Annotated in this window: 19 protein-coding genes; 14 read left to right on the forward strand and 5 right to left on the reverse strand. The window is 39.0% G+C overall.

The genetic code is table 11. From position 1 onward, the window contains the following. Position 1: 1 nt before the first annotated feature. The gene (locus TOL2_RS23630) at positions 2 to 565 is read right to left on the reverse strand and encodes an ABC transporter permease (protein WP_014957626.1); all 564 of its coding nucleotides are present in this window, start codon (positions 563 to 565) and stop codon (positions 2 to 4) included. A gap of 333 nt (positions 566 to 898) precedes the next feature. Here TOL2_RS23630 and TOL2_RS11595 point away from each other — a divergent pair, with 333 nt between their 5' ends. Next, on the forward strand, positions 899 to 1,618 hold the full coding sequence (locus tag TOL2_RS11595) for a Fic family protein (protein WP_014957627.1): 720 nt from the start codon (positions 899 to 901) through the stop codon (positions 1,616 to 1,618). A 59-nt stretch (positions 1,619 to 1,677) separates the two neighbouring features. Here TOL2_RS11595 and TOL2_RS11600 read toward each other — a convergent pair whose 3' ends face one another. Further along, positions 1,678 to 3,006, reverse strand: coding sequence for an ATP-binding protein (locus TOL2_RS11600; RefSeq protein ID WP_014957628.1), 1,329 nt, complete (start codon positions 3,004 to 3,006; stop codon positions 1,678 to 1,680). 477 nt (positions 3,007 to 3,483) lie between these two features. On the opposite strand from TOL2_RS11600, the gene TOL2_RS23635 reads away from it, so the two are divergent. The 7 genes from TOL2_RS23635 (at position 3,484) to TOL2_RS11635 (ending at position 11,694) form a co-directional block, all read left to right on the forward strand. Next, positions 3,484 to 4,050: a GspH/FimT family pseudopilin gene (locus TOL2_RS23635; RefSeq protein ID WP_014957629.1), complete on the forward strand. Its 567-nt coding sequence runs from the start codon at positions 3,484 to 3,486 to the stop codon at positions 4,048 to 4,050. Between the two features lie 10 nt (positions 4,051 to 4,060). Then, the gene (locus TOL2_RS11610) at positions 4,061 to 4,768 is read left to right on the forward strand and encodes a prepilin-type N-terminal cleavage/methylation domain-containing protein (RefSeq protein WP_014957630.1); all 708 of its coding nucleotides are present in this window, start codon (positions 4,061 to 4,063) and stop codon (positions 4,766 to 4,768) included. 1 nt (position 4,769) lies between these two features. Next, positions 4,770 to 5,336 carry a type IV pilus modification PilV family protein gene (locus tag TOL2_RS11615; protein WP_014957631.1) on the forward strand — a complete coding sequence of 189 codons (567 nt, stop codon included), beginning with the start codon at positions 4,770 to 4,772 and terminating at the stop codon, positions 5,334 to 5,336. Positions 5,337 to 5,341: 5 nt separating this feature from the next. After that, the gene (locus tag TOL2_RS11620; protein WP_041279456.1) at positions 5,342 to 5,908 is read left to right on the forward strand and encodes a pilus assembly PilX N-terminal domain-containing protein; all 567 of its coding nucleotides are present in this window, start codon (positions 5,342 to 5,344) and stop codon (positions 5,906 to 5,908) included. 35 nt (positions 5,909 to 5,943) lie between these two features. Then, positions 5,944 to 10,470, forward strand: coding sequence for a pilus assembly protein (locus TOL2_RS11625; protein ID WP_041279457.1), 4,527 nt, complete (start codon positions 5,944 to 5,946; stop codon positions 10,468 to 10,470). Between the two features lie 30 nt (positions 10,471 to 10,500). After that, entirely contained in the window at positions 10,501 to 10,848 is a 348-nt protein-coding gene (locus TOL2_RS11630; RefSeq protein ID WP_014957634.1) for a hypothetical protein, read from the forward strand. 138 nt (positions 10,849 to 10,986) lie between these two features. Then, positions 10,987 to 11,694 (forward strand): Bax inhibitor-1/YccA family protein, encoded by a 708-nt coding sequence (locus TOL2_RS11635; protein WP_014957635.1) that lies wholly within the window; start codon positions 10,987 to 10,989, stop codon positions 11,692 to 11,694. A gap of 127 nt (positions 11,695 to 11,821) precedes the next feature. Here TOL2_RS11635 and glmM read toward each other — a convergent pair whose 3' ends face one another. Both glmM and TOL2_RS11645 read right to left on the reverse strand, forming a co-directional pair. After that, complete coding sequence (gene glmM, locus TOL2_RS11640; protein ID WP_014957636.1) at positions 11,822 to 13,159, reverse strand: phosphoglucosamine mutase; 1,338 nt, start codon at positions 13,157 to 13,159, stop codon at positions 11,822 to 11,824. A 41-nt stretch (positions 13,160 to 13,200) separates the two neighbouring features. Next, positions 13,201 to 14,421, reverse strand: a complete 1,221-nt coding sequence (locus tag TOL2_RS11645) for a UDP-N-acetylglucosamine pyrophosphorylase (RefSeq protein WP_014957637.1) — start codon at positions 14,419 to 14,421, stop codon at positions 13,201 to 13,203. 141 nt (positions 14,422 to 14,562) lie between these two features. On the opposite strand from TOL2_RS11645, the gene pgi reads away from it, so the two are divergent. After that, positions 14,563 to 16,191 carry a glucose-6-phosphate isomerase gene (pgi, locus tag TOL2_RS11650; RefSeq protein WP_014957638.1) on the forward strand — a complete coding sequence of 543 codons (1,629 nt, stop codon included), beginning with the start codon at positions 14,563 to 14,565 and terminating at the stop codon, positions 16,189 to 16,191. Here the strand turns inward: pgi and TOL2_RS11655 are convergent. Continuing rightward, a complete protein-coding gene (locus tag TOL2_RS11655; protein ID WP_014957639.1) occupies positions 16,186 to 17,199 on the reverse strand; it encodes a 3-oxoacyl-ACP synthase III family protein in 1,014 nt (337 codons plus the stop codon). The genes pgi and TOL2_RS11655 overlap by 6 nt on opposite strands. Positions 17,200 to 17,340: 141 nt before the next feature. Here TOL2_RS11655 and TOL2_RS11660 point away from each other — a divergent pair, with 141 nt between their 5' ends. From TOL2_RS11660 to TOL2_RS11680, 5 genes are all read left to right on the forward strand, one after another. Next, positions 17,341 to 18,273 (forward strand): calcium/sodium antiporter, encoded by a 933-nt coding sequence (locus TOL2_RS11660; protein ID WP_014957640.1) that lies wholly within the window; start codon positions 17,341 to 17,343, stop codon positions 18,271 to 18,273. A 107-nt stretch (positions 18,274 to 18,380) separates the two neighbouring features. Further along, on the forward strand, positions 18,381 to 18,764 hold the full coding sequence (locus tag TOL2_RS11665; RefSeq protein WP_014957641.1) for a response regulator: 384 nt from the start codon (positions 18,381 to 18,383) through the stop codon (positions 18,762 to 18,764). A gap of 53 nt (positions 18,765 to 18,817) precedes the next feature. Further along, positions 18,818 to 19,888, forward strand: coding sequence for a sigma-54 interaction domain-containing protein (locus tag TOL2_RS11670; RefSeq protein ID WP_014957642.1), 1,071 nt, complete (start codon positions 18,818 to 18,820; stop codon positions 19,886 to 19,888). Positions 19,889 to 20,005: 117 nt separating this feature from the next. Continuing rightward, complete coding sequence (locus TOL2_RS11675) at positions 20,006 to 21,181, forward strand: ABC transporter substrate-binding protein (RefSeq protein ID WP_014957643.1); 1,176 nt, start codon at positions 20,006 to 20,008, stop codon at positions 21,179 to 21,181. Between the two features lie 98 nt (positions 21,182 to 21,279). Next, positions 21,280 to 22,215 (forward strand): branched-chain amino acid ABC transporter permease, encoded by a 936-nt coding sequence (locus TOL2_RS11680; RefSeq protein ID WP_041279459.1) that lies wholly within the window; start codon positions 21,280 to 21,282, stop codon positions 22,213 to 22,215. Positions 22,216 to 22,246 lie beyond the last annotated feature (31 nt).

Genomic DNA, 22,246 nt, shown 5'->3' on the forward strand with positions numbered 1-22,246 from the left:
ATTACCTTACCGCAAGCCAGTTATTAAATCCCAGCCGTTTTAAACCTGATGCAAGCCTAATATCCCGGTAGAATACATTAATAACAGTAAGCAGCAAGCAAACAGAATCTGTGAATAACAATAATAAACCACACAATGGAATCACCCATAAAGAGTTTAATGTAAACGGTATGTTATAAAGAAAAAGCATCACTGCAAGCAGCATGCCTGATATTAAAAAATCTGCAACAAATACGCTGACTTTGGAAAATATAATCAGCTCTCTTGGAAAATAAATTTTAGTGATTAAATCCCTGTGATCTGTCAGGGAATTAATTGATGCATTGACAGAAGCAGAAAAAAGCGTCCAAGGCACAAGCCCTGCAAAATAAAACAATGATCTTGGATAGCCGTTTGTATTAATATTCAGGACATGACCAAATACAATTACAAACAAGACCATCATGCTTAAAGGTTGAATCAGAGCCCATAGTACACCGATGGCAGTCTGTTTATAACGGATTAATAATTCACGCCATACAAAAATAAAAAACAGATCTTTATAGTTCGATAACCGATTTATCATTTTTATGAAATCACTTAACAATTTTGTCGCTATTTAATGTGCATACATCCAATAATCTATTTAACAAAACAAGTCAAATAAAGCACAGATTCAATTTGAGTTTTGTCAAACGATATTTTTTTAATGCCAGGTTTTCAATTTCTTTCGGGGATGCGCATTAAAAAAACAATTCAAGCGCTTCTTGGAGGTTCTTCTTTGCCTCACTCCTTGAAAATCAAATATAAATCACACGGTTTGTTTTTTCTTTCATCATAGAGTAAAATGCAAAATTCATGCAATTCAATTGCAACGGACAATGTAACATATCAATAAAAAGTGTGGATGTTCTGATTTATGAAACAATCTAAATTATCGAATCGCACCCTGAAAGAAACTCGATGGGGCATGAAACCCGACAAACCAAAAGCAATAATGCTTGCTAAACGTCAATTGGTTGAATTTGTATGTGACGCGGTGAACCTGGAGGGAATTAATTTCACCCTGTCGGAAATCCAGACATTATTAGATGGAATTACAGTTGGCGGGCATAAAGTAACCGACCAGCAGATAGCTCTGAATCAGGCTTATACATGGCGGGCCTTATTAGAATTAATAGAAAAAAATCAGTTTGAGATCACGATTGAAACAGTCTGTGACCTTCATCGAACCGCTGCCGGGAACGAAGCTTTGGAGTGGGGAAAGTTCAGATCCGGAGGGGTTACTATTGCGGGAACAGCCTATATGCCGCCACAGGCGAATTTGCTGCCGGAATTGTTTGAAAGGATGGTGAATGAGGCATCCAGGATATCAGACATTTATGATAGTGCCATCCATTTTTTTCTTACAATGGCAAGATGCCAATTCTTTTATGATGTAAATAAACGTATGGGGCGTTTTATCATGAATGGGTTTTTATTGAATTGTGGATACCCTGCCATTAATCTTCCTGCAAAAAGACAACTGGAGTTTAATCAATTAATGCTGACCTTTTATGAAACAGGTAATCAGAAACAGATGAATACTTTTTTACGTTCCTGCCTGGATGAAAGAGTTATAAAAATTATGAAAGAATGAAAACAATAAGGCGGCTCAGCCGCCTGGAACAACATATTATATGTCAAAAACGGACCAAATCACGATAACAAAAGCCATTTAACAATATTTTTCTTATATACTGAATTTTCCTTAAAAAAAATTTCCTCTTCATGAGCATCAAGTGTCAAAAGAAAATTTTCCCCGGCTTCAAGGTATGTGTCTTTCAAATTAAAGGAAGATAATTCCCGTTTATGATTTTCATTGGTAAGTGTTTGACAGACTTGAAATTTCTGGTATTTTTTATTTTTTTGCTGAACAATAAAATCTATCTCCTTTCCAGACTTGAGAGCACCAAAATATACAGGGCATCCTGATCTTTTGAGCTTCAAAAAAACAATATTTTCCAATTGACTTGTAAAATCATTTACTGCCCCTTGATATAAATTGATCAACCCTGTATCCACGGAATAATATTTTCGGGTAGTCTCAAATAATCGGCCTAACTTCCAATCAAATTTTTGAGTCTCATACAAAGCAAAGGATTTCAATATATACTGAACATAATCAATCAAAGTTTCCTGTTTAACTTTAATCCCAAGTGGCTTTAAATAATTCATTATTCGTTTAAAAGAGATGATATTTCCAACACCGGATAATAAATAAATTAATACTTTTTCAATAACAGCAACATGCTTTACCTGGAAACGTTCAATAATATCATCCAGAATGACTTTGCTTACAACACCTTCAATATATGAAAACCGAGCAGAACCATTGGATATTGTGAAAGTTTCAGGTAAGCCTCCAAACTTTATAAAATCTACAAAAAGTTTTTGAATCTCATCATAATTTCTAAAAAATTCAACATCAGAAGCAATTTCAATATCCCTGTATTTCAAAAATTCTTTAAAATCAAAAGGAAAAATTGAAAATTCAATAAATCGTCCGGCAAGGTTACTGCCAATTTCAGAAGACAATAGTTCAGAGTTTGAGCCAGTCAAAATAATCTCAATATCATCCTCCAATTCATAAATGGTTCTAACGAAACGATCCCAGGCAGAGACATTTTGAATTTCATCAAAAATCAAAAGTTTTTTACCACTATCAGCAATATTTGATTTAAATACCTGATAGATCCCATTTAATTTTTCAGGAGTATTAATTTCAATTAATCGAAAATCCTCAAAATTAAGATACAAAATATTATCTATAGCGAATCTTTGATCTTCAACCAATTTCTTTGCAACTCGCTGAGTTAAAAAAGATTTTCCGGATCTTCTGAACCCCGTGATGATTTTGATTGGTTTTGATCCCATGGTGGACAAAAGAACTGACTCATAGTCTCTTTTAATCCCTTTAATTCGCAAAATATGGTTTTGCCATTCTGTTATAACTTGGAGTATATCTGTATTTTTTATTCTTTTCATCCCTTCACAAAGGAGTGATTTGCAGTCTTTTATTCCGTTATAACAAATTATTTGCGTTTTTCAAACTAAAAATAACATATGAATGTGAGCATAAAAAACATGCTCAACTTCATTAAAAAGGCTTAGTATTTTTTTTGTATTCTCATGAAGCAATATAAATTACTGAACTGCATCAGATTACATCGGGTCAACAGATTTTTTTTAATGACATTTTTTGTACCGCCAACTAACATTTTTTGTTAAAAATTCCCTTTATATATAATTAAGCAACAAACTTATTTTAATTTTTTATTCAATAATTTAAAGCCTTATCATAAAATTATGATACATACACAAATCAAACAGCATGATACTTGCATAATACTTTTATTTATATCAATTCAAAAAGGAATAAAACAAAAGCTTTGAGTCGTATGGAAAAAATTTTTGTTCTAATAAAAAAGGGGTTGCTCAAACAATCTATCATGGGGAATTTAAATGTTTGAAACACCCAAAGATATAAAAGGGTTCACCCTTATCGAACTGATGATTGTTATTGCAATCATTTCACTCCTTGTTGTTGTTACACCCAATTTTGGTCGAATCCTTGCAGATCAGAGATTAAAAGGCTGCGCAAGAGATATTTATTCAAAAATGCAGAAAGCCAAATCCGAAGCAATAAAACGAAACACAACGGTTGGTATTAGTTTTACCCCGGCCGCCTTTGTACCCGATGGAAGAGCCGGAACTTACACAGTATTCATTGATAATGGTGGGGTTGGGGGGGGGGCAGATGACCTGATACATGATACAGGGAACCCCAATCCCAGTGATGATGAAGCTACAATAGCCTTTGTAACCATGCCCAAAAATGTAAGCTTGGTCAATGCCAATTTTAGCGGGACATCTGTGGCAGGGTTTAATAGTCGCGGTCTTCCGGCAAGGTCAAGAATTGGAAATATTCAAGTCCGAAACAGCACACGATGGTATAAAATAACATTATCCATTGCCGGTAATCTTCAGATGCAGATCAGTGGTGATGGTACTGATGGTTCCTGGCAATAGAGGATTGATTATGAAAAAAAACAAATATCATCAAAAGGGATTTACCTTAATCGAAGTCATGATTACAATGGCCATATCGACCTTTATTTTAGGTGGCATTTTTCTTACTTATTCAAATCAGCAAAAGACATATGTCAGCTCGGACCGGCTTGCTGAAATGCAGCAGAATCTCAGATCGGCTATTATGATAATGTCATCTGAAATAAGAGAGGCTGGCTGTGACCCCACCCAGAAGGCTAATGCCGGTATCATATCCGCCACATCAGTACAGCTTCACTTTACCAGAGATATTGCCGGGCATGCCTTAAATAAAGATAACCGTGCTGATGGTGAGCTTGATGATGCCAATGAGGATATTACGTTTGGATTCTCATCCACAAATGATGCAGATTCCAATGGAATTGCCGACACAGGTGCTGCCAATCTGGGAAGAGATACTGGCGGTGGATTTCAACCCATTGCTGAAAACATTCAGGCAATTGAATTTAACTATATCCTTGATGATGGAACAACTGCACCGAATCCTACTGCATCTCAACTGTCTGAAATAAGGGCGGTTCAAATCTCCATCCTGGCAAGGGCATCTGCCAGTGACCCTAATTTTATGAACGCTGCCACATATACAACCAGCGCAGGAACTGTATGGGGACCGTTCAATGATAATTTCAAACGTAGATTTGTGGTTGTTACAATACAGTGCAGGAATTTAGGAATATAACATGCTGATAACAAAAAACACTGAGGGGTTTACTTTAATTGAGGTTATGATAACCATGCTTGTTTTGACCCTTGGCCTGACAGCAATGGCTGTTATGCAGATGCAGGCCATGAAAGGCAATAAAACCGCATTTTCCCGTACAAGCGCAAACTCAATTGCATTGACTTTCCTTGAAGAACTCAAACGCCTTCCATTTGATGATACCAATCTGGACACAGCAGGAACACCACTTTCAACAATTGATTCAGACCTTGATATAGGTATAACCCTTGATTCTGCTGGAAATACCCTGAGTCCGGCTCCAAATCCAGCCCTTGCCGATCACCAATATATTCCGGCAAATTTCCCTTCTTTTTCAAATATGTTCCAGGTGAATGGGAATAATATAGTCGACAGCACCGGCAATGAATTTCAATTATTCTGGAATGTCAATAAAACCCCTGTCAGCTTTGGTGGGAATTCATATACACCTTTTTGCACATTAAGATTATTTATGTATTGGAATACACCAATGGGAAATAATTCCCTGTCTATCACCACGATTAAATTTAATAACACCGGGGCTTAGAGAGTATGTGGAAATCTTCAATATCCAATAATAATGGTTCTATTTTAGCAATTGCAATGTTCTGCCTGCTTATTTTAAGCATTTTCGGTACTTTTGCTTTAAACACATCTGATTATGAAATCAGTATTGCCGCAAATCAGCAACGATGGGAAAAAAATTTTAATGCATCTGAAGGCGGAGCAAACAGAGAAGGCTCCGGTGTTGGATATGCAGGGGTTAACGGTCTCTATTCCTGGTATACCATTGCTGACCCCGAAACTTATAACACCCATCTTTATCCATCCACCTTGGCAAACTATGATCCGTCAGGAACAGACATGCCTGTGGCAGGGACTTTCCCCGATAATTTTGATGCGGACGACCCTAATTCCTGGCCCCGGCAGAATCTGATGAATGATACTACAGATAATGACTATGATTACGCATACCTTGTTACCTATCTTTATCCTGATGTGCCTCCCAAAGGAATGGATGCAACAAAATTTTCATCTTACAAATTCAGGATTAACGGGCAAAGACAGGTTATTATTGAAATTGGGGGGATAAAAGTTGGTGTTAAAAATCCATTATAATGTACAGACGGTATAATTTTATAAGGAGAGCCTTTATGGTGAACAGCAAATTAAAAAAAATCAATACTATTCTCATCAGTACGACTCTATTTATCATCCTGGTGGGCAGTTTTTCTCCTCTAAATGCAAAAGACACTGAAATTTACCAAGTCAATACAAAACAAAACTGCTATGTCCTTCTGGACAACTCAGGATCAATGGATTTTGGCGTTTATGAGCAAAATATTGACTACGGGGCTATGTTTGATTACCTTTTTACCCTTAATGATGCAGGCAGCCAAAGTGATTATATCTGGGACACTATTGTAACGTGGAATCCTGCGTATTTCTATCAAAATCATGAAGAGAGAAGAAAAATTTTTCTATGGAAAGGTCAGATCGGTGTCACCATTGCAACAGTGGATGGGGTAGACACAGCGTTTACCGGAGATGCAGCTGACCCCAATTACCTTTGGTATACAAACCACTTGGTTGATACCCATACCCTGATTGATTCTGACGGAAATCTGACTGGTGAGGCAAACGAAACACAGCGGCTTACAACGGACGCAGATGGTCACATCCTGTTTGACGGTCAAAAGCTTCCCCTTAATCTGGATATAAAACTCAAAGAAATGCAGACTCTTTATGATGGAAGTCAGGTTGATATTGGCTTTGGTGGCCTTTTGAATGCGCCGGGGTATTATTTTTCAGGATATAAAGGAGTTGTATCCGGCAGCTTGGACACGGCTGAAGATGGTGACCAGGATATTTATTTTTTTGTGACTGGAAACTGGGTGAACATGCAGGCTATGTATAATCTTCATTATACGACCAATAATCCAGATCCTGCAGGTGCATCCAAGGGTGATCCTGCCTGGAAGTACGAATCTGTTCAACAAGCACCATCCAGCTGGTCAGAACTGTCCCACAGCCTTCAATATCCAGCAAGTGGGCAATATGCCAACAGCTTAAAAGAGAATGAAACCATACAAACCATTACCCATCCAGGTTCCACTCAGATCCAGGTTCATTTTTCTGCATTTGATGTCGATGAAAACGGCGACTATGTTGTTTTATATGACGGTTCCGGAACCCAGGAAATTAAATATGATAACGATGACTTCCCGACAGGGAGCGGCTGGTCTGAAACAATTAATGATGATACCATCAAAATAGCTTTGGCATCAGATAATAAAGACAAGGGTTCCGGCTATATTATCGATAAAATAAGGGTTTCCTATGACGGAGGTTCTTATTTAATGCAAAACCGCCTGGATGTAGCCAAGGATGCTCTTCTTTATGTGATTGATGAATTCCATGGGAAAATGAACTGGGGATATGCCAGCTTTCAATATTTAGGAACATCAGGGAATGGTGCCACTATTAACAGCGCCTTAAATCCAAACCTGACCGATGATGTAAACCGGGCCGCCATTAGAAATCATGTTGAAAACGAATCTCCGCAATATGGAACACCCTTGGGAGAAGCCCTGCAGGATGTTTTTGAAGAAGGCTATTGGACCAAAAGACATGCCCTGGACAACCTGTTATGCAGAAAAAATTATGTTATCTCAGTAACGGATGGATTTCCAACTGATGACACCGATTGGAACAGGATTTCCAATGCAAACAGCGATCCACATCTACCCTTCACAGACTGGGATGGTGATGGGTGGACTTCAGACCCATACCAACCCCCGATAACACCCAATTATTATGATGATGTAGGCCACTGGATGTATACCCATTCCTGGGTAGATAAAACAGAAGTAACAGATCCTGCCAATTCCTATGTTAACGTGACCACACATCATATTGCCTTTGGTGCAAACCACCCTTTGCTGAAAGATGCTGCCGGAGAATCAGGCGGAGAATATGTCGTGGCCTACAATAAGGAGCAACTGGTTGCTGCCTTTTATTCTCTTGCCCTGCTTATGACTGAAGCTGTATCCTTTACATCGCCGGTTGTCTCCATTGATGCTGCCAATAAAATTCAAAATGGTGATGACCTTTACTTAGGCCTTTTCCTTCCCCAGGACAATCAATCCTGGGTTGGGAATGTGAAAAAATTCAAGCTTGGTGATGGAAGCACAGACAGGCCTTATATATGGATGCTCTATGACGGAAATGATAATGAAGCCGTTAATGATGATGGAGAATTTCTTGATAATACAGGTGCCTTCTGGGCGGATGATAATGATTCCAATGATTCTGACAATTACGGCAGTTCTGATGTAAAAGAAGATGGGGTAGGAGAGGTTCTACAGGAAAGGGTGGAAAAAAACTTTAATGATGGAACATCCGATGCTGACGCATATTGGGAAAGACCTATTTATACCTATAGCACAACTTCTACGTCCATATTAGAAGTTAAATATGATACCATAAAAGCTTCAGATCTTGGAGTTGCCGATGATCTGACAAGAGATAAAGTTATCAATTACCTTTACGGATACACATATGATGCCGATGCCGCGACCCATGCTCCTTTAGCGGTAAGAGACTGGGCTTTGGGAAGTATTGTTCATTCCAGGCCTGTTGTGATTGACTATTATGATCCCATTAATATATTACTGAAACGCTATATCGTTGTGGGAGCAAATGACGGAATGCTTCATGTTTTTGATGATACAGACCCGGATGGTGACGGTCCTCTTAAAGCCAGCGGCAAAGAAGTGTTTGCTTTTGTTCCGGAAGATATTCTGCCCAATCTTTATAATATTTCACAAAATCCTTTTATAGATAGTGTTGACGGTCCAATCGCTTTATACCGTTCAAACAAAGCCCCCAAATATCTTATTTTTGGAGAACGCAGAGGGGGTAAAAAATACTGGTGTCTTAATGTTTCTGATACAAATCCGTTAAACTGGACTGTTGCCTGGAACTATGAAAACAGTGAGATCGCTCAAACCTGGTCAGAACCGATTGAAGCATCCATACCTGTCTCTGTTGATGCATCCACCGGGGAAAGGACATTTAAGGATGTTCTTATCTTCACTGGCGGGTACGACACAGAAGAAGACAACTATCCTGAACCGTTCAACGATCTTGATAACAATGGAAATCCATATAAGGATGCCAACAAAACAATTGACGGAAGCAAGTGGGATAAAAATGATATCGCACAGGATGTCAACAGCAATAATTCATATGACTTGTATAATCTGGATAAAAATGAATACGGAAGGGGAATATTTATCGTTGATATTGATAACCCCAACGCTGTAACGAATGACGGCTCAGGCAAGCAGATTCTTCCATTTTCTGCTATATATGGCGCAGCAGATACGACGGACACCAATGGAGCTGTTCAAACATTATCTTCAATGAAATTTTGTTTTCCTGCCTCCCCTGCGGTTGTTACAACTACATTTCCGTATATATACAAAAGTGGCGGCAAAACTATTGAAGGTCGAAAATCAAACGTAATCAGTGCTATTTATGCTACGGATATTTATTCAAACATTTACCGGGTTAATTATAACTTTGACGTTGACCCTGATGATCTTACTGATGTAACCAACAAATGGACAGTTACCAAAATTTTTTCAGGCAATCCAGGCAGTAGCAGTGACAGTGGGGAAATGGGTCAGGGTGATGATACCGATGACCAGGGCAGAAAAACATTTTACCCACCGGCTATTTCATGGGGAGGGGCGTGTACCTATTTTGATGCCGGAAATTACAGGTTCTCAAACACAGAATTTTCCGGAACCGATAAAATAGCGTCATTGTATTTCGGTACCGGTGACAGAGAACATCCCACTTATACAATGATACGAAACCGCTTTTATGCCATATACGATGATTCATCTGTTACCGGCATTGATAACCAAGGGACTGATTCTGATGCTGATGATACACCTGTCATTGTTTCAACGGTTCCTTATACGGAAGATAATCTGTTAAACCTTACCTGTGATGAGCTGGATACGGGAACCACACTCTCTGGAATAACAAAAAGTGGTTTACAGGAAATACTAAGGGACGATCCTTCATACACCAATGCCAGCGATGATAACCTGCTTGAAAATGGGGCAGCAAATGAAGATGATGCAAAGGGATGGTATATTGTTTTGGAAGACCAGGGCGATTCAACTGAATGCAGTCATTGCGCATATTCCGGAAGTGTGGCAGACGCGACTACAACATCAAGAGATAACCATGAAGGGGAAAAAATACTCAACAAAGTCAATCTCTATGCCGGAAATCTATATTTCACTTCTTATCAGCCATCTATTGCAGATCCATGCAATCCCCAAGGAAACGGGTTTGCATATTCTTTGAATTATTGTGATGGTTCTGCCTCGTATAACCTTAATATATCAAATGATTCCATTTCTGATAACAACTATGATGTGACCGATAGATATCATAAAGTAACTGGTATTTTTGGTATTCCTTCTGACTTTGCGATTGTAACAAGACAGGGACAGGCAGGAGCAATGTCCATGATGGGTGGGGATATTATCGGACCCAAAGGTGTGCCTGGACCTTTACCTGGACCTGATTTCACAATTGATGGTCCTGAATACGGTCTTGATTTATATTACTGGCGGGAAGGCAATAGCCAAAAATAATTTTTTAACCTGAAAAAGGAAAACAATCAAATGACCTTTAAAAAATCGACACATAATTATCTTTATATTCTGACTATTCTATTATTTGGAATATTTAGTTCAACACTTACAGCAAAGGTTTTTGTTGTCACGGAAATTGTATCCGGGCAAGTCGTATCCATCACAAAAGAAAATACAATTAAGATGGATGATGGATTTTTGTATTATCCTGGAAAAAAAAACATGGTTCTGTCTATCAAGCCTGGAGAATACATTTCAATAAGATATTATATTGATGGTAATGATGAAAGAAAATATATAGAATGTACACCTGGAAAAAACAGCCTGAAAGCAACTCCTGTTCCTGAACGTACAACAAAACCCAAAAATATGCTATAGCTTGATTCAAATAAATTTAGTTCGCTCATGCACGCAACTTTTTAGCCTGCTGGCACATAGTCCGCTTGAAATCTTCCCCTTTCGTGTTATATTAAAGGGCAACAGCTAATGTTTAATCACTTTTTTTGGAGGAACAAAATGGATTCATACACTTCTTTTTCACAAAACGCTACGCTTGTAAAAACAAATTCATTTATTAGAAGCGTATACAACTGGATGGCCATTGCTTTGGCTCTTACAGGTTTTACCGCATATTATGTCTCTCACAATGAGGCCATGGTTCAACTCATATACGGAACCCCGGGTTTGATTATAATTCTTATTGTTGCAGAGCTTGGATTTGTATTCTTTTTGAGCGCCCGGATTCAAAAACTGCAAGCCACGACGGCAACAGCCTTGTTTACCATTTACTCTATTTTAAACGGTGTTACGCTCTCTTATATTTTCCTTGCCTACACTGCCACATCTATTGTTTCTACTTTTATGATCTGTTCGGTTACATTTCTTGCCTGCAGTGTTTATGGAATGGTCACCAAAAAAGACCTGACATCCCTTGGCGGATTCATGTTCATGGGCCTTATCGGAATTATCATCGCCTCTGTAGTTAATATATTTTTACAAAGCTCAGCCATGCAGATGATCATCTCTTATATCGGTGTTGTTGTCTTTATAGGTCTGACAGCTTATGACACTCAAAAATTAAAGACCATGTCAACCACTATTCCCAATAATGCAACCGGCGCAATGATCCGCAAAGGCGCTTTAATGGGTGCCCTTTCACTATATCTTGATTTTATTAATCTTTTTATTATGATGCTTCACATTTTTGGCGGCAGTAGAGACTAAATTTTTAACATAAAAATCCTGGTTCTGACTTAAGGTAAGGATTTCGACGTAAGACTAAATTTAAAAAACGGGCATTTGATTTTAATGCCCGTTTTTATATTGTTTTTAATATGACTTGATCTTAATTTTAAATATTATCCTTTATGCTTTGGCATATCTCCAGGCAATAGTTTGTGGTTAATTCCTGGTCCGGACCTTCAACCATAACCCGAAGCAACGGCTGTGTTCCTGAATAGCGAACAAGTACCCTGCCCTTATCCCCAAGCTTATTTTCAACAGTTTGAATTTTGTCTGCAACCGGTTTTATTTTCATGAAATCAGGACGACCTTCATTCACATCTACATTCATCAAGACCTGTGGATATACTTTCATAACAGCAGCAAGACTGGAAAGAGACTGATGTGTTCCCAGCATCACTTCAATCAGTTTTAAAGCTGAAAGTATGCCGTCTCCTGTAGTGTGATGATCCAAGAAAATCATATGTCCCGAGTCTTCTCCCCCCATAACAGCCCCGGATTGCTTCATTGCTTCAAGGACTTTTCGATCTCCTACGTCAGATTTGATATGTGAAATTCCAATACTTTCAAGAGATTTTGTCAAACCAATATTGCTCATTATTGTGCTGACAACAATATTTTTTGCAAGGGTGCCCTGTTCTTTTGCAAATTTTGCACAAACAGCAAGAATCGTGTCCCCTGTTATCTGGTTGCCGTTTTCATCCACCGCAATCAACCGGTCGGCATCCCCGTCAAAGGCAAGGCCCATATCAGCATTTTCCTTGATAACAAGCCGCTGCAGCTCCTGGGTATGTTGTGATCCGCACCCGTCATTAATGTTTTTTCCATCAGGGGAATCATAGATAAATTGAGCATCAAACAAGGATTCTTTAAAGACACTGTGTCCGATTCTTGACGCAGCTCCGTTTGAGCAGTCGATAATTAATTTTAATTTTTTATCATATTCTTCAAAGGAAAACTTATTCAATAAGAAATCAGAGTATTGTTTCAAACTGTCTGAAACAACGAAAATTTTGCCAATATCTCCCTGTGGCACAGTCTGGTTATTGAGGATATAATCTTCAATCCAATTTTCCTGTTCATCCGTCAGTTTTTCCCCGCCATGGTTAAAAATTTTAATTCCATTATCCTGGTAGGGATTATGAGAGGCTGATATGACAATTCCCGCACCAGCATCTTTAAACAAAGAACACAAATATGCCACACCCGGCGTAGGTATAACACCTGACAGCATGACATCAATGCCGGTTGATGAAACCCCTGCGGCAAGGGCCGACTCCAGCATATCCCCTGAAATCCGGGTGTCTTTTCCAATAATTACCCTTTGATACCCTTGTTCTCTGGTAAAAACTCCAATGGCACGCCCTGTTTTTAATGCTACTTCACAGGTTATGGGGTAGGTGTTTGCTATACCTCTGATTCCGTCTGTTCCAAAAAGTATTCCCATGTATTGTTCCTGATTTATAGTTTTGGATGTATTTGTTTCAGTCAGATTAGTAATTGTTCAACCATATTTTGTTCAACATCAAACAGCCATTGAATACCTTTTTTACTCTCATCCGGACTCAGGCTTTGAATTGTTTTTATGTATTTTTTCCCAGTCTGTTCTATTTTTTTTTCAACAGCAAAAATAAACGCTTCTCCATTTTTATTTATTTTTTTATTGCCCACCTCTGCGTTAAAAATCTGGGAGGCAAGCTTAAATTTATCCATGGCTTTATCATGGATTAGAATTGCTTTTGAACTCTTATCATTTGTTTTTGAGAGGAGGATTTCTTTTGATAAATTTAATTTTTCACAAAAAATTTTAAATCGATGGATTCTTTCTTTAATACACATATCCAGATTTTTCTGCATTCCGTTGATCAATGCACGGGAAAAATCATCATACACAAAAAGAGGCCGGATGTGTTTGTACCAGGATTTTAATGAAATAAGCCCTGCAATATAGTGAATGTTATTATTAAAAATATGAGAAATATTTGTGTAAACATCATATTGCCGTGGAACTGAAACCTCTTTAAACGCCCCTCCAAGCACAAGACGACCCTGCTTTAATTCGTTTTTTCGAATAATGGACCCGGCTGCCGTGATGCAGCCGTATCCGATCCTGACAGGCCCCACAAGTCCGCCCTGCCCGCCTAAAAAAATCGGTTTTGAATTCAGCATGACTCCCTGATGAACATTTCCCATCATGGAAGGCGTGGCTTTGTCCTGGTTGGGTGTATAATTAAAATGAATAAAAGAAGAACCCACTTCAGAGTGGTCTTTACGGCTGGTTCCTCCGGCCATTAAACAGTCGCAGAAATTAATCAGACTGCCTAGCGTAACAAAGGGAAATAAAATTGTCTGCTTCAGCCCTACAGTATGCGCCGCATTGGACTGTTCTTCCAGTATAGTGCCGTTTCTTACATGAGCGCCAGAACCAAATGAATTGTCACCTGCAAAAACAGCATTGGTAAAAAAACCACCCTTTAATTTTGTATTTTCACCAACCAATGTGTTCTCAAGTGTTACCGGTGCTTCATGCCCGAGTTGAGAATTTCTCATCACCAAGGATCTTTCTCCGATGATCTTGCAGCCGGTATGAATGGTAACATTTTCACCTGAAATTCTGTCGGGATTGACATCATCTGATATATAAACGGACTCAGGATTGGGGATTTTTACCCCTTTTTTTATGAGTGTCTTTATTATAGCATTTTCCATGACGTATAATTAATTGCCAAAGGGTTAAATTGTCAAGGTATTTTCTCAAACCGATCTTGACCCAAGGTAAAGGTTTGCGTATGATAATCAAACTGTTCAGGCAATGTTTAAAAAATGCGAAAATTTCAATGGGAGAATAAAATGGTTCAGACACGATTCAATGACCTTAGCGCCTGTAAAAATCTAAACCGTCTTGCCAAAAATTTTAATGAAGACAAATTTCATTTGAAACATATGATTCAAGATAAAAAAAGACTTGAAAACTTTTCATTAAAATTTGATGGATTTTTCTATGATTTTTCCAAACAACGGATAGATGATCGTGTGATGGAAGAGTTGTTGAATCTTGCAAAACAAGCTGAGGCAAAAAAAAAATTTTCCCAAATGATATCTGGTGAAATCGTTAATATAACGGAAAACAGGGCAGCTCTTCACACTGCTGCACGGGGTTTTATCCCTGATCCTGCTAATTTGACTGACATGGATGTCATGTCTGAAATTAACCGTGTAAACAGTCAAATCAAAGAATTTTCTGCAAAAATTCATACCAGTCAAATCAGAAGTGATAGTGGAAAATCGTTTAAGGATGCGGTAGTTATTGGGATCGGCGGGTCTTATCTTGGGTGCGAGTTTGTTTATACGGCATTAAAAAATTGTATTGAACCGAATATTAATCTTCATTTTCTTTCCAATGTGGATATTGATAATTTCGGACAGGTCATAAAAGCCATTGACCCTGAAACCTGCCTTTGGATTGTCATCTCAAAATCATATACCACAACTGAAACCATGGCCAATCTTAAACAGGTTTTATTGTTTTTAAAAAACAATAACCTTGATCCGTCCAGCCATCTTGTAACGGTTACCGCCAAGGGCAGCCCCGGGGATAACCCTGCAAATCCGGTTCTTGATTCTTTTCATATGTTTGATTTCATCGGTGGGAGGTATTCTGTGACTTCAGCCGTCGGAGGTCTTCCGCTGAGCCTTGCCTTTGGATTTGATATCTTCACACGCTTTTTAAACGGTTGCCATGCAATGGATTTACATGCCGTAAATACCCCGGAAAAGGAAAATATCCCTTTAATTTCCGCTTTAATCAGCATATGGAACTCCAATTTTTTGCACTATCCGGCACAGGCGATCATTCCCTATTGCAGCGCCCTGTCCGAACTTGCCCCCCATGTGCAGCAATTGTACATGGAAAGCCTTGGCAAAGGTGTTACATTTGACGGGAAACTTATAAATCATAAGACCGGCGTTATTATCTTTGGAGAGCCAGGCACAAACGCCCAGCATTCATTTTTTCAACTTGCCCATCAGGGCAGTCCGTTTCCCGTTGAATTTATAGGGGTTGTAACACCGGTTTACAATAAGGATCAGGCCGGATCAAACGGGGTTTACAACCATCAGGAATTATGGGCCAATATGATTGCACAGGCCAAGGCGCTGGCAATGGGAAAAAACGATGATAACAAGGCAAAATATTTCACAGGGAACCGACCTTCGTCCACCCTGGTTATCAATAATCTGACACCCGAGAGTCTCGGCATGCTTTTGGCCTTTTATGAAGCAAGAACCGTATATGAAGGATTTATACTGGGAATAAATCCCTTTGACCAGTTCGGTGTTGAACTGGGCAAAATTCTTGCTTCACAGATCAGGGATCATATCAAACAAAAAAACATGGATGAGTCTTATAATTTTGATTCCATTGACCTTGATCCGGCAACAAAATTTTATCTTGATACTTTATTTAACGGGTCATTATAAAAATTTATAAATTACGCTGCCCCATGTGAGTCCGGCACCCAGGCCCGCAAAAAGAACGATATCTCCTGATGCACCTATACGGCCCTGTTCCATTGCTTCATGGAGTGCAATCGGGATACTTGCTGCCGTAGTGTTCCCATATTTTTGAATATTGTGAAAAATTTTATCGTCATCCAGTTTTAAGAATTGTCCAAGGGCTTGATTTATTCTGATATTGGCCTGATGAGGGATGATCAGATCAATATCATCCAGACTGATCCGGGCTTTTTTAAGAGATTCGTTTATGACTTTGGGCAGCAGTCTCACCGCTTTTTTAAATATGGCCGGCCCATCCATGATTGGATAATATCTGGGATCATCAAAAGACGCATCCGGCGGAACCCGCAAAGGAAGTCTTGAGGCCGGAAGCTCTACCATTAATGCTTCAGCCAAATTGCCATCTGCGTGCAGTGAAGAGGTGATCACACCGGCTGTTTCATCGGTTTCAACACCTTCAATGCAGACAGCGCCTGCGCCATCACCGAATATCACAGTAACATCCCGACCCCTGGTTGTTTTGTCAAGGCCCGAAGAGTGGACTTCTCCACCCACAAGCAGGATTTTATTGGCAAGTCCAGATTTTATATAGGCATCTGCCGTGGCAAGGCCATAAAGGAATCCCGTACACTGCTGTCTGATATCAAGTGCAGGTGTGGAATCAAGACCCAGTTTTGCCTGAAGCAGGCATCCTGAGCCGGGGAACATGATATCCGGGCTTAGTGTTGCAAAAATGATAAAATCAATATCCTTCGCTGTCCAGCCTGCATTTTCCAATGCCATTTTGGAAGCTTCAAACCCTAAATCAGATGACCCGGTCGCACCCTCCTGATCAATCCAGTATCTTTGCTCGATCCCTGTCCTTTGCTTTATCCATTCATCAGAGGTGTCAATCATTTTTTCAAGGTCATGGTTAGTAATGACATTTGGCGGAACAAACATCCCCGTGCTTTTGATGATGCTTTTTTTCATCGCGTCTTCCTTATCCGAAATTCTAAATTATCATATTGCTAAATCATTCTGCGTGCTATATTATGCACGCCTTATAATATTAATTTAGAACTTTGGCAAGAACCTTAAGCATAACCCGAAAAGGATATTAGGCATAATCAATTGTTTTTACAAGCATTTATACTAATTCTTGGCCTGTTCCTATTGTATGCCGGATCATGGCTGTTAGTAGAAGGAGCAGTTTCAACCGCTGTCATGTTTGCCGTCAGACCGGTTGTCATTGGCCTGACCATTGTCTCACTTGCCACTTCCGCACCGGAACTGCTGGTCAGCCTTGTGGCTGCATATAAAGGGTCAGGCGGCATATCAATTGGAAACATACTGGGCAGTAATGTGATCAACATTGCTCTTGTGTTGGGAGTAAGCGCTGTTATAATGCCTGTTGCCATAAAAAAACAGGTGGCCTTATTTGAAATTCCCTACCTTATTTTTATCTCTTTGGTATTCTGGTTGCTATGCATGGATTCATATATAGGGCGAACCGATGGATTGATCTTGATCTTTTTATTAATTATTTTTCTGATATATGGTTTTATCACTGCAAAAGATAAAAACAACAAAACCCCTATTGTCAGACCAACCCTTCGGAATATTATTAAAAATATTTTATTCGTCATCATCGGTATTGTTACGCTTTCTTATGGTGCAAATTTTGTTGTTCAGGAAGCCATAAAAATTGCCACAAAGATTGGTCTTTCTCAAACTTTTATAGGAATTTCTGTTGTTGCGCTGGGAACATCCCTGCCCGAACTTGCCACATCAGCTGTCGCAGCAGCAAAAGGCGAAAGCGATATTTCCGTGGGAAACGTTGTCGGTTCAAATCTTTTTAATATCTGTCTTGTTATGGGAACTGTCGGTATTTTCAATCCAATGGCGACAGATGGACATCTTCACTTTTTTCAATTTCCTTTTATGATCTTTATTTGTGTCTTATTGGGACTTATAGCCTTTATGAATAAAGGCATAAGCAAAAGAACCGGTTGTATGTTCATAATCTTATTTGTTGCTTATATACTGGTTTCGTATATAAAATAGTGGTGATAAATTCATAACTATTTTATTTTTTTCTTGCAAGGGCCAACAAATTTATTATATTTAATAACTAATACAATACTTTCCTTGTAAATTTTAAAAGGTATCTAATGGCAGATGCAAAAAAGCTTTTAATCGTTGATGATAATGAAGACATTTTATCAACATTTTATGATTTTTTTAATTCAATGGGGTATGAAGTAGAAACTGCTGTTGATGGTTTTGCCGCCTTAAAATTGATCAAAAGTACCTCCATTGTTTTTAATTGCCTTATTACTGACCTTGTTATGCCCAATATCAGTGGTGTAGGGCTGATTTCCATTATAAAAAAAGAATATCCTGATATTAAAATTATCGCAATGACAGGATATGGCGATCAACCGGGGGCACTGGCCTCTGAAGCCAAAGCAGATATCGTTCTTTTTAAACCGGTCGATCTGTTCAAAATTGAAAATATGGTTTCCGGATTAATTAACCGGGAAACCGACAAATAATAGATAGCGACAAGTAACAAATTACTGATAAACAAGAGATTAAGATAATACTTATGACCATACCTTTGATCGGCATAAGCAAACCGATATTGAAAATAAAAGAACTGATCAGCCATGTGGCCAATACATGTTTAAATGTGCTGATAACCGGCGAAACCGGTGTAGGAAAGGAAGTCGTTGCTCAAAATCTTTATGCTGAATCTACAAGATCTTCAAAAAAATTTGTAAAAATCAATTGTGCTGCCTTGCCTGAAACACTACTTGAAAGCGAACTCTATGGGTTTGAAAAAGGCGCTTTCACAGGAGCTCATAAAAAACGTCCCGGAAAATTTCAGACAGCAGACAAGGGCGTTCTTTTCCTTGATGAAATTGGTGATATGCCAATGGCATTACAGTCAAAAATGCTTCATGTGCTTCAAAGCGGTGAATTTTCTCCCCTTGGATCAGATCAGGAATTTAAAACCGATGTGTGGGTCATTGCAGCCACCAACCATAATCTTGAACAATGCATGCTACAAAAGACCTTTAGAGAGGATTTGTTTTATCGGTTGAATATTATTAAAATTGATATTCCACCGCTGAGGGAAAGAAAAAAAGACATTCCTGCACTAATTGAATATTATTTCAATCTCTATAAATCAGAGTATCCTGAAAATCATGGCAGTAAACCCGACTCAGATACCCTTATAAAACTTTGCAATTATCCATGGCCTGGAAATGTTCGGCAGCTACAAAATTGCATTAAAAAACAAATGGTTATAAATTCATGGGAAAAAATTTTTAACGAGCTTCCAAAAAACAACCATGACATAACACCTCATACCCTGGAAGATAACAAATTCAATGCAGATCAAATTTTTGAGAATAATGAGTTTGTGTCTGATCAATCCGATATTATTTCCGAATTTGTCGGTTTACCCACAAGTTCGGATAAATTATTTGAAGACATCTCATTGAAAAAAATCAAAAAACTGGCTTCGGATAAAGTCGAAAAGGAAGTTATAGCGTTTGTTTTGGAAAAAGTTGGCTGGAACAGATCACGGGCTGCAAAAATACTTAAAATCAGTTATAAAACCCTGCTTTATAAAATGAACGAATTTGAAGTACACCCTCCTGTAAAATAAATTTACCCCCACACTATTATCCTTTCTTTACTTGATTATCCTTTACTTAAGCTCTGTTTTTACATATAAATTAACCTTATCTGGTGTTTGAAATATTTAATGTTTAAAGGAGGGGAAATGCGAAAAATTGTTTGTTTAGTAGTTGTGTCCTTTGTTTTTGCCATGATATTTTCTTCACAATGTTTTAGTGCAAGAAAAACGATTATCAAAATTGGTATTAATGCACCTTTGACCGGAGATATTCCAAAAGTTGGAGAAGGCACCAAATATGCCGCAATGATGTGGCTTGAAGATATTGAAAAATCAGGTGGCCTTGAAGTCGGCAATAAAAAATATGAAGTTGAACTTGTTATCGAAGATAATGAGTCAAAAGCAGAATCAGCCGTAAAGGCAAACACGAAAATGATCACCCAGGATGATGTCTTGGCCATTGTCGGCCCCCAATCTTCAAAACAGGCTGTTCCAGCCGGTGAAGTTGCCAATAAATACAAAACCGTTATGATCAGTCCCTGGTCTACCAACCCTAATACAACCCTTGACAGACCTTATGTTTTCCGTGGCTGCTTTTTAGATCCGTTCCAGGGCCCTGTTGTGGCAAATTTTATCACTGAAGAATTCGGCTTTACAAAAGCTGCTGTCCTTTATGATGTCGCCTCTGATTATCCAAAGGGATTGGCCGAAGTATTTAAAGACGCATGGGAGAAAAAACATGGTGCAGGATCTGTTGTTGCTTATCAAAGCTTTACAACAAAAGATACGGATTTTTCTTCACAGTTAACCCAGATTGTTAAATCCGGTGCCCAGGTTCTGTTTACCCCTCAGTATTACAATGAAGTCCCTTTGATCGTCAAACAGGCCCAGGACCTTGGCTGGAAAGGGCCAATCGTGGGATCAGACTCATGGGGCTCTGCGGAAACCATAGAGCTTTGCGGGAAACCTTGTTATGGACAATTTTTTTCATCACATTATGCAGCAGCAGGTGCCAAAGGTGCTACCAAGGCATTTATCGACAGATATACGGACACTTACGGCTACACTCCCGATGATGTGGCAGCTCTGACATGGGATGCGCTGCGTCTTGCTCAGCAGGCTATTCAGGATATTGGAAAACTTACCGGCAGAATTGAAAAAGACAGGACAGCTGTCAGGGACAGTCTTGCCAAAATCAAAAATTTTGCGGGTATTACAGGGAATATGACCTTTACCGACGAAGGTGATCCGATCAAATGTGCTGTCATCGTTAAAATCAGCGATAATGGTGAATATGAATTTTATAAATCCAGTTGTCCTTAAATATCTAAAAAAATATAATACCCTTTAATTTATTGTCTGGCTGCTGTGCCGCTCGTGTACAGCAGTCTTTCATGTTTAATACTGACAGGAGTTGATGAATGGAATCTTTGATTGAATTTATACCGTATATTCTTCAAAACCTGATTAACGCCCTCCAGAGAGGAAGTTTCTACGCTGTTATATCCATTGGTTATTCAATGGTCTATGGCGTTTTAATGCTTTTTAATTTTGCCCATGGTGATATTTTCATGCTGGGCACTTATATCGGCTTTGGGATTGCAACCCTCTTTATTGCTTTATTTGCGCCCTTTTTACCCGGACCTCTGATCTTTATTGCCACAGTTGTTATTACCATGTTTCTTGCATCCTGGATCGGTGTTTTTGTTGAAGTTGCAGGATACAGGCCCTTGAGATCAGCTCCCAGGGCATCTGCTGCCATTACAGGGTTGATGATCGGTATTATTTTTGAAACAAGTATCCTGATCTTGCTGGGTGCGAAAAGATTAAGCTTTCCGCCATTGATGGAATCTGTTGCCTATAATATCGGTGGTGTTTATTTTACAAATGTAAAAATACTCATTATTATCCTGTCGCTTCTCTTAATGCTTGCCCTTCATGCGTTTATCCAGAAAACAAAATGGGGGATGGCTATGAGGGCAATGTCATATGATTTTCTTGCCGTCCCTTTGATGGGGGTGTCCCTCAATATTATGGCACCGCTGACATTTGCCATAGGTGCAGGTCTTGCTGCGGTTGCCGGAATTTTGTATGGACAGGCTTACCCGATATTAGATCCGTATATGGGAGTTCTTATCGGCTGGAAAGCTTTTGTTGCCGCTATTCTGGGCGGCCGGGGGTCCATAAAAGGCGCAGCGCTTGCCGGATACCTGTTGGGATTTATCGAGATATTTGTTGCCACGATTTTCCCGTCAACCTTAAGAGATTTAATCGCCTATTCCATTATCCTTCTTATCCTGACATACAGACCAAGGGGATTTTTTGGAATGGAACACAGCACAAAATTAAGGCTTTAATTCTTTAACCGGACAGATACAGGAAAATTAA

Source organism: Desulfobacula toluolica Tol2, assembly GCF_000307105.1.
Lineage (GTDB): Bacteria > Desulfobacterota > Desulfobacteria > Desulfobacterales > Desulfobacteraceae > Desulfobacula > Desulfobacula toluolica.

Coding starts and splice junctions, on each gene's coding strand:
- TOL2_RS23630 (WP_014957626.1), bottom strand. CDS start 565: ATGATAAATCGGTTATCGAACTATAAAGATCTGTTTTTTATTTTTGTA.
- TOL2_RS11595 (WP_014957627.1), top strand. CDS start 899: ATGAAACAATCTAAATTATCGAATCGCACCCTGAAAGAAACTCGATGG.
- TOL2_RS11600 (WP_014957628.1), bottom strand. CDS start 3,006: ATGAAAAGAATAAAAAATACAGATATACTCCAAGTTATAACAGAATGG.
- TOL2_RS23635 (WP_014957629.1), top strand. CDS start 3,484: ATGTTTGAAACACCCAAAGATATAAAAGGGTTCACCCTTATCGAACTG.
- TOL2_RS11610 (WP_014957630.1), top strand. CDS start 4,061: ATGAAAAAAAACAAATATCATCAAAAGGGATTTACCTTAATCGAAGTC.
- TOL2_RS11615 (WP_014957631.1), top strand. CDS start 4,770: ATGCTGATAACAAAAAACACTGAGGGGTTTACTTTAATTGAGGTTATG.
- TOL2_RS11620 (WP_041279456.1), top strand. CDS start 5,342: ATGTGGAAATCTTCAATATCCAATAATAATGGTTCTATTTTAGCAATT.
- TOL2_RS11625 (WP_041279457.1), top strand. CDS start 5,944: ATGGTGAACAGCAAATTAAAAAAAATCAATACTATTCTCATCAGTACG.
- TOL2_RS11630 (WP_014957634.1), top strand. CDS start 10,501: ATGACCTTTAAAAAATCGACACATAATTATCTTTATATTCTGACTATT.
- TOL2_RS11635 (WP_014957635.1), top strand. CDS start 10,987: ATGGATTCATACACTTCTTTTTCACAAAACGCTACGCTTGTAAAAACA.
- glmM (WP_014957636.1), bottom strand. CDS start 13,159: ATGGGAATACTTTTTGGAACAGACGGAATCAGAGGTATAGCAAACACC.
- TOL2_RS11645 (WP_014957637.1), bottom strand. CDS start 14,421: ATGGAAAATGCTATAATAAAGACACTCATAAAAAAAGGGGTAAAAATC.
- pgi (WP_014957638.1), top strand. CDS start 14,563: ATGGTTCAGACACGATTCAATGACCTTAGCGCCTGTAAAAATCTAAAC.
- TOL2_RS11655 (WP_014957639.1), bottom strand. CDS start 17,199: ATGAAAAAAAGCATCATCAAAAGCACGGGGATGTTTGTTCCGCCAAAT.
- TOL2_RS11665 (WP_014957641.1), top strand. CDS start 18,381: ATGGCAGATGCAAAAAAGCTTTTAATCGTTGATGATAATGAAGACATT.
- TOL2_RS11670 (WP_014957642.1), top strand. CDS start 18,818: ATGACCATACCTTTGATCGGCATAAGCAAACCGATATTGAAAATAAAA.
- TOL2_RS11675 (WP_014957643.1), top strand. CDS start 20,006: ATGCGAAAAATTGTTTGTTTAGTAGTTGTGTCCTTTGTTTTTGCCATG.
- TOL2_RS11680 (WP_041279459.1), top strand. CDS start 21,280: ATGGAATCTTTGATTGAATTTATACCGTATATTCTTCAAAACCTGATT.